General features: G+C 68.1%; 1 protein-coding gene. It reads right to left on the reverse strand.

Annotated elements, in window-relative coordinates; genetic code table 11:
* Nucleotides 1-590 (reverse strand): PrpR N-terminal domain-containing protein (locus tag N801_RS22190; protein WP_211254769.1); only part of this gene is annotated, 590 nt, incomplete at both ends.

Genomic DNA, 590 nt, shown 5'->3' on the forward strand with positions numbered 1-590 from the left:
ACGCCTTCGTCCAGGTTGGCCAGCACCGCGTTGAGGTACTCGCGCCGGCCCGACTCGACGCGCTGCAGGCGGGTGATCTCGATGGCGTCCTCGATGCACGCGGCCACCGTGGCCAGCGAATACACCAGCACGCCGGCCATTCCCATGCGCTCGGCATAGTCGACGATCAGGCCCGAACCGACCAGGACCTCGATGCCTTCGTCCTTGAGCTGCTTGGCCTGGGCCAGTGCGTCGTCCTGATCGCGGTAGGTGCGCACCAGGATGTCGACGGCGAAGGTCTGCATGAAGGTCTGCAGTTCCGGGTACTGCGCGTGCTGGCCCAGCAAGGCCACGCGCGGCGAGATCCGGCGCGCCGTGGCCAGCGCGTTCATGACCTCGAAACCGCTGATCTTGACCTGCACCACCGGCACCGTGACGTGGCGGCGCAGATAGCTGCCGTTCAGGCCGGCCGCCACCACCACGTCGACGCGGCCCTGGCGCGCGGCCTCGTTGATGACGCTGGCGGCGGCGTCGAAACCGGCTTCGATCAGCTTGAATTCGCCGCGCTGGGCGTAACTGGGCAGGATCTGGGCGAAGGTGCGGGCGATGCG

Source organism: Knoellia aerolata DSM 18566 (assembly GCF_000768695.1).
Lineage (GTDB): Bacteria > Actinomycetota > Actinomycetes > Actinomycetales > Dermatophilaceae > Knoellia > Knoellia aerolata.